The sequence below is a fragment of the Bacillus sp. BML-BC051 genome, assembly GCF_019656175.1.
GTDB classification, from domain to species: domain Bacteria; phylum Bacillota; class Bacilli; order Bacillales; family Bacillaceae_G; genus Bacillus_A; species Bacillus_A mobilis.
Map to the genome: position 1 here is coordinate 50,911 of NZ_BPLI01000043.1, position 6,547 is coordinate 57,457.

At 34.4% G+C, this 6,547-nt stretch carries 9 protein-coding genes; all 9 read right to left on the reverse strand.

The annotated features are described in order from the left end of the window. Nucleotides 1–18: 18 nt before the first annotated feature. Entirely contained in the window at nucleotides 19–642 is a 624-nt protein-coding gene (locus tag K5S59_RS17870; RefSeq protein ID WP_001088469.1) for a hypothetical protein, read from the reverse strand. After that, nucleotides 639–1,184 carry a hypothetical protein gene (locus K5S59_RS17875; RefSeq protein ID WP_000029928.1) on the reverse strand — a complete coding sequence of 182 codons (546 nt, stop codon included), beginning with the start codon at nucleotides 1,182–1,184 and terminating at the stop codon, nucleotides 639–641. Before K5S59_RS17875 ends, K5S59_RS17870 begins: the two co-directional genes overlap by 4 nt. 38 nt (nucleotides 1,185–1,222) lie before the next feature. After that, complete coding sequence (locus tag K5S59_RS17880) at nucleotides 1,223–3,148, reverse strand: WxL domain-containing protein (RefSeq protein ID WP_000871009.1); 1,926 nt, start codon at nucleotides 3,146–3,148, stop codon at nucleotides 1,223–1,225. A gap of 31 nt (nucleotides 3,149–3,179) precedes the next feature. Next, the gene (locus K5S59_RS17885; RefSeq protein WP_212935813.1) at nucleotides 3,180–4,265 is read right to left on the reverse strand and encodes a DUF916 domain-containing protein; all 1,086 of its coding nucleotides are present in this window, start codon (nucleotides 4,263–4,265) and stop codon (nucleotides 3,180–3,182) included. Nucleotides 4,266–4,335: 70 nt separating this feature from the next. Beyond that, entirely contained in the window at nucleotides 4,336–4,941 is a 606-nt protein-coding gene (locus tag K5S59_RS17890) for a WxL domain-containing protein (RefSeq protein WP_000672678.1), read from the reverse strand. Between the two features lie 71 nt (nucleotides 4,942–5,012). Continuing rightward, nucleotides 5,013–5,219: a hypothetical protein gene (locus K5S59_RS17895; protein WP_000880715.1), complete on the reverse strand. Its 207-nt coding sequence runs from the start codon at nucleotides 5,217–5,219 to the stop codon at nucleotides 5,013–5,015. Between the two features lie 72 nt (nucleotides 5,220–5,291). Then, the gene (locus tag K5S59_RS17900; protein ID WP_000879955.1) at nucleotides 5,292–5,495 is read right to left on the reverse strand and encodes a hypothetical protein; all 204 of its coding nucleotides are present in this window, start codon (nucleotides 5,493–5,495) and stop codon (nucleotides 5,292–5,294) included. 65 nt (nucleotides 5,496–5,560) lie between these two features. After that, complete coding sequence (locus K5S59_RS17905) at nucleotides 5,561–5,767, reverse strand: hypothetical protein (protein WP_000956356.1); 207 nt, start codon at nucleotides 5,765–5,767, stop codon at nucleotides 5,561–5,563. A gap of 42 nt (nucleotides 5,768–5,809) precedes the next feature. Next, a partial coding sequence (locus K5S59_RS17910; protein WP_220784074.1) for a hypothetical protein occupies nucleotides 5,810–6,547 on the reverse strand: 738 nt, incomplete at its 5' end.

A 6,547-nucleotide genomic window follows, 5' to 3' on the forward strand; every position in this document is an offset into this window, starting at 1 on the left:
TTTTTCTGTCTTTTTTATTTATCTTAAAGTAATCCATTCATAACTTGCCCACTCTTTTGGTTTTTTATCGTACTTAATACGACCAGTCGTACAGAATGAAGCAATCATCCATTGTATAATGTTCATCTTGGCATATGGATCAATACAATCCTCTATTTTTTTTAATTGATAGCCTGTACTATTTTTCTGCCAAATTGTATATAAACGAAAATGAGTTGTCGTAACAAGCCTAGCTTTTGTTGTAACTTGCCATTTTGCAATTTTCGTTAAATCCTCTTTTACTTTTCTCTCATACTCTTGTTTTATCACTTTATAAGTCTTGTCTTTATTAATTAATCCATTAGAGAATGTAAAAGGCATTTGATGCACCTCATAAACTGTTCCTTCTTCATCTCCTAAAATATTTGATTCTACTAGGAATATGTTTTTTAGTTTTAACTGTTCCGTTAATTCTTTTCCGCTCCGATAAAACGGTTTTTTTATCTTCTGAAGCAAGACAACCTGTACAATTAATCCAATTAGTAACGGATACGCTAGTATAAACACCATATTAATAAACATATTGGTAATAAGTACCCCTACTAATGCGAATATCGTGAAGTAAATATAAGTTTCTCTTTGATGAATGATTCTACTATTCAAGCTAAAATACCTCCGTTTTGATAAATAGTGAAAGCAACATATACAATTGCTCCTAATAAAATAGAACAAGCCCCCGGAAAGCTCTGTATCAGCTGTATATCTTTCTTTGGTAGCTTTGCCCCAAATATAGAAGCAGCATGCTCCAATTGGTCTTTAAACGCCCCCACAAACCCCAAAATTTTAATTAATCGATACACACTAGCAATCCAAAAGAATAGTAAATGGAAAGCTGTTAATGTAATAGCAGTAAGGATTGCTGATTCTTCCACTAAATTACTAACATATATAGCTACCACCACAAGCATTTTTGTATCACCGGGTGAAGAAAATTTAAATGTCTCTAACAACAAACCACACGCTAATGCCATAGCTAGTACAATCACAATCTCTTTCCCTGTTCTTATTCCAGCAAAATACGTGATTCCTATACCTACAATTAAGAATAGCAAATGCCATATATTTTTCGTTTTTCTATATTTCAAATCAGTAAATACATTCAGGGCCATATATCCTAGTAGTATTCCTATTACATATATACTCATAATTTTTTCTCCTTATTTTTTCCTATTTTAATGAATTATTACGGTCCACTCACTAGAGACCAGGTGACCGTAGAAGTATAAGTAGCTTGCCGATTCTTCCCTACATAAGTTGTCCCTGGATCTAACTGCAGTTGTAATCCATTTTGTCCAAAATCGACTTGATATTCTCCAATTGCTACATCTTTTGAAGCCCGTATAATAGTGTGTGCCGCCCCAGTATCAATAGGTGTACTTGGAATTTGTATGATAGGTTTCCCTGTCTCTGGACCTTTTACTTTAGTTATACTTACCTGATTTTTTAAGGATAAAGAACCCTTTGGCAATTGTTTTGCAATATTCGGCTCTGTAAATGGAGAAATTGTCATATTCAATCTCCATCCATCCGCTTGATTTCGACTATCATGTATCATGAGTTTCCCTAATGTACCAAATGAATTTTGCTTTTCTCCATTTAGTTGAATAGGAGTAAACTCTACACTTTTAGGAACAGTAAGCATGTCTACTCGTCCTTTTTGTGTTGTAGATATATGCTTCGTCGTACTTTTATTCCCAGCTTTATCTACTGTACGGATATGTACATATTGTGGTTTCGCATAATCAGTTGGAAACTGAATGCTAGTCTGATTTGTAAACTGAACACCACCCACTTTATCAAGTGAAGTGTCGGATTTATCATTCACTACATATTCATATCCCTTTACACCACTTGTTACAGTTGCAGGAACTTCCTTAGAAAAATCCGAAACGCCATTCCTGCCAACTCCACGAATTTTATAATGATAGGTACTCCCTTCATCTTTAGCAGGGGCAAACGTTACTTTAGTTTCTTTCAGTTCTCTATTTTCAAATTGGAAGCTTTCAGGTGTTGTTGGCACTGCCTGATCTTTTGCTTCTTTATCTACATAGTCAGAGAGTCTACCCTTATATATTTGCTGATTTCCCCTGTATACTTCCGCTTCCGATGCATATCCCACTTTTAACTCATCCACATAGGTAATCCCTTCTGAATAAGCAAGCATATAAAAAGTTACACCTCGTTGCTCGGTAATATAAAACGGATTATTTGCAACTTGAGTATTCATACTAAACGTAGACCATCCATTTATATCTTTATTAGAATCATTCTTTGTGATCGTACGATTATTTGGTAATTGGATAGGTGCTGCCCATTTTCTTGTTTTTAGGCGATCACCTTGTTTCATCGGGGTCACAATAGGACTATTTAATATTACCTTTCCCTTTCCAGAACCATCCTGATACGGTATTACCTTTTCAATCATAGGGGAATCTTGATACACATCTTTGTTTATATCCGAAGTTATATGTCTTCTATCCCTTGGTATGTTGGTACCCGGTTCCTTCTCTGGAAACAAAGAGATATTACTAATTTCTATTTCTTTTGAACCGCCTGGAACATCTTTCAAAACAGTAGCATTATAATAGTCAAATTCTCTCCCTGTTTCCCAGCCTCCATCACCATAGAAACTAATTCTTCCTAATCCTTGTGACTTTGCTTTAAACGTTGCTGAAATATAAGCATTATTAGGTACGTTTAATCGCTTAAAAACAGCAATGGAACTCTCTCTTACTGTATAAGGATATAAGACTCGATTCCCTCCCGATTTTGTATCAAATACTTTGTATCCGCTAGTATCTGTACCATTTGGATAAAAAACTTCAGATTGTAAACTTTGATTCCCGTTACCGTAAAACTCTCCCCAACCACTCATCAAATTAACGTCTTTTGGGTTATTAAAATCAATTTTCCATAGGACGTCCTGCTCTAAGATATCAATCGCCCATTCTAGCTTCACTTCATTTTCTTTTCCATTTGCAGTGAGTGTTGGAATACCATTTTGCTGTTTTCCTATTTGATCAGCTAATATAGAGTTATCTTTTGAATCAATAATTAAGCACGATACACCCAAAAGTATGATTGAAGTAAGAACCTTCCCCCATTTCACTGTTTCCTCCCCCATTTCATTTTTATGCTATCTATGCTGCCTTATTTTGCTCCTTCTGATTTTCATGTTTCTTTCTCCACCATACAAATACAAACATTGAAATAACTAATATGAAAACACCAGCGGCTATTATATATATTTGATTAGAATATCCAGGCAACACTTTTATTGCACCTGTTTGTTCCGCATAATCTGTCACATTAGAAGCAGTTATGCGTATCTGTTCTGTATATGTTTTTGGTATACCATTCTCTTTTATAGTGACTTTTAGTGTATACTTTCCATCTTTATATTCTTTCGCTTTCCATGGGATTGCTAATCCTACCTTAGATTTTGGCGCTACATTGAATGCTGGAATATTACCATGAAACAGAACGTTATCCTGGGATAAAACTTCATAGTAAACTGCTACATCCCTTACAATATTTGCATTTGTATTTTGAATAAGTGCATGGACTTGTGGTTGTGTTGGATAAGATTCAACAGTTGTGCCATTTAGTTTAAGAGGCGTTTTATTGACCCAATTTTCAGTCTCTTCACTATTCAATTGTATTGCTACCGCATATTCAATGCTATTATGTACAGAAAAGTTCAATCCGTCCTTTTCAAGCTTCTGTCCTTGGGTATCGTGCGCTAACTCAAATAATAATCCACCCAAAAACACTCCATCTTGATTTGGTGTCGTTAAATGTACCTCTATAGTTTTCGTTTGATTCCCCTCTAAGTTAACAGCGTCAGGTGCTTGAACATACTGATCCATATAGAAATCTGTATCTGTTAATATACTTTGTGAGACTTCACGATTTGTTACATACATAATACCTCCGTTTGTAGAGGTGAGAGCGTTAGCGACTTTTACATTGACTTTGATTGGAGTATTAGCTTTATTGTGTACATCCATTTTTACTGTTTGATTCTGTTTCTTTTTCACCTGTAAATTAAAATAATTTTTTATATCACCTAGTTGATTATCCGGGACATGAATGCTTACATCAAATGGTAAACTATCTTGTTTTTCTTGTGCATAAACTACTTTAAAAGGTTTTAAGCTTATACTTAAAATGAATATAATCACAACCAAAATACTAATTAAAATTTTATATACATAGCTTTTCATTCTGCCCCTTCTTTCTATGTATAGAAGAGAATCATACATACGTGATTCCCTTCTATATGATAAATTTCTTTTAAGGTCCTGTTACAATAGAATATGTCAGTTTTGACTCATATGAGGTAGCACCAGCCTTATTCTCAACATACGTACTATGTGGATTTAACGTTAAAGCTAGAGATTTATCATTGAAACTAACATTATATTTCCCCATACCTTCATCTTTTTTCGCACTTAAAATCGTAACTTGATTATCAGTATCTATAATAAAGTTAGTCGTTTTAAACTCCGGATTTGGTGAACTTGTCCCTCCAACTTTCGTTATAGCAGCACCACCACTATTCAAAACTAAGGAACCCTTTGGAAGTGTCCGATTTGACTTTGCATCTCCACTCACTTTAAATTGATCTGCTTTTACATTGATTCTCCAACCATTCCCAGAACCAGTTGCATCTGTCACTGTTAGTACACCAGGATTTGCATGTGTTACTTGTGTTTCTCCACTTAGTGTTACCGCGTTAAAGTTACTAACTGGTGTAACAGCAATATTATGTTCCCCACCTGTTATACTTTGATTTAGTTTTGTATCAGCTGTTGTTGCTGCACTTGCAGGTGTACTAATTAATGACATGCCAAGGGCTAATGTTGCTAATGTAGGAATCATTACTTTACTGAATTTCATCATAGTACCTCCTTATATTTTAAAAGGAGGGAGCTATATAAAACACGCCCCCTCTTATTTTCAATTAAAATTTATTTTTTGTTCCAAGAATCTACATCCGCATTGCTTGATGCTTTTGTGAATCGAGCTAGAATTGTATCATAACCGCCTTGGATTGCTTTCCATACAAATGGCCCAATTACTAATACAATAATGACCGCTAAAGCGATTAACATACCGTTTTCTGATGATAGTTGTGAATCCTCATTTTTTAACCAATTCTTCATATTTGCTAACATTACATTTCGTCTCCTTTATATATCGATTTTAAGAATTTACTAAAATAAGAACTTAATTATTTAAATCTTTTATTACTTATTCCAAGAATTTACGTCTGCATTGCTTGATGCTTTTGTGAATCGTGCCAGGATCGTATCATAACCACCTTGGATTGCTTTCCATACAAACGGCCCAATTACTAATACGATAATGACCGCCAAGGCAATTAACATACCGTTTTCTGATGATAGTTGTGAATCCTCATTTTTTAACCAATTTTTCATTTTTGCTAACATGATTGAATCTCCCTTATTCATTTATTTGAACTATATACATAATAAACATCATGAACCTAAAACTTTTATTTCTTGTTCCAAGTATTCACATCTGCATTGCTTGATGCTTTTGTGAATCGAGCTAGAATTGTATCATAGCCACCTTGGATTGCTTTCCATACAAATGGTCCAATTACTAGCACAATAATTACCGCCAAGGCGATTAACATACCATTTTCTGATGATAATTGTGAGTCTTCATTTTTTAACCAATTCTTCATTTTCGTTAACATATATTTTGCTCCTTTACCTATTCCATTTTGAATAATGTTTTTCTATATACTTGCAAATCCTTGCATTAAGGATTGAATAACAATAACCATTGGATAAATTACAATACATCCAATAACAGCTACGTTAAATTTATTCATTTCCATTGGCTTATTTTGAATGAGACGGTTATAGTTCTCATGTTTTAACTCACGCATCATTTTAATCTGTGCATCCATAATACGAAGACTCTGTACCTTATCCGTTTTTTGTGCTTGTTGCAATGCAATAGTAAAGGTATTTACTTCTGGACTATTTAAGGCTGCTGCAAAGTTTCTAAATGGTTGATCCGAACCCGCATACATTTCTAATTCCGCTGTAAGTGTAGATACATACGGTCGAAGATGTCTCCCGGCATATATCTGCGCCTTTTTTACTGCTTCTAATGTTGTATGTGTTTTTAACAACTGCAGCATAGGAATTAAATACTCCGGTAATTCGAACTTCCTTGCTTCTATAGCCTGCTTGATTCTTCTCTTTAATAGATAATCAGGATAGAAATAAAGTAGCGGTGAAATTAAAACGCCCACTTTAAATAAGTAGTAATCATGAAACACCGTACATATCAAGAAAACAGAGGTGAAAATGATGGGATAGGCAACCTTCATTTTCAAATATTCTTCTGGTTTCGTATCCAAACCAGCTTCTTCTAATTTTTTTTGGATCTGCTCTTTCTTTTCTTCTGTCAGATACTTATGTGATAACGACTGGAAGGGAGCAAGCATCATTTGATTTAAATTCTT

What these genes read in the sequence shown, in the direction of transcription:
- K5S59_RS17905 (WP_000956356.1), bottom strand. Translation starts at nt 5,767, where the DNA reads ATGTTAACGAAAATGAAGAATTGGTTAAAAAATGAAGACTCACAATTA.
- K5S59_RS17890 (WP_000672678.1), bottom strand. Translation starts at nt 4,941, where the DNA reads ATGAAATTCAGTAAAGTAATGATTCCTACATTAGCAACATTAGCCCTT.
- K5S59_RS17875 (WP_000029928.1), bottom strand. Translation starts at nt 1,184, where the DNA reads ATGAGTATATATGTAATAGGAATACTACTAGGATATATGGCCCTGAAT.
- K5S59_RS17885 (WP_212935813.1), bottom strand. Translation starts at nt 4,265, where the DNA reads ATGAAAAGCTATGTATATAAAATTTTAATTAGTATTTTGGTTGTGATT.
- K5S59_RS17900 (WP_000879955.1), bottom strand. Translation starts at nt 5,495, where the DNA reads ATGTTAGCAAAAATGAAAAATTGGTTAAAAAATGAGGATTCACAACTA.
- K5S59_RS17895 (WP_000880715.1), bottom strand. Translation starts at nt 5,219, where the DNA reads ATGTTAGCAAATATGAAGAATTGGTTAAAAAATGAGGATTCACAACTA.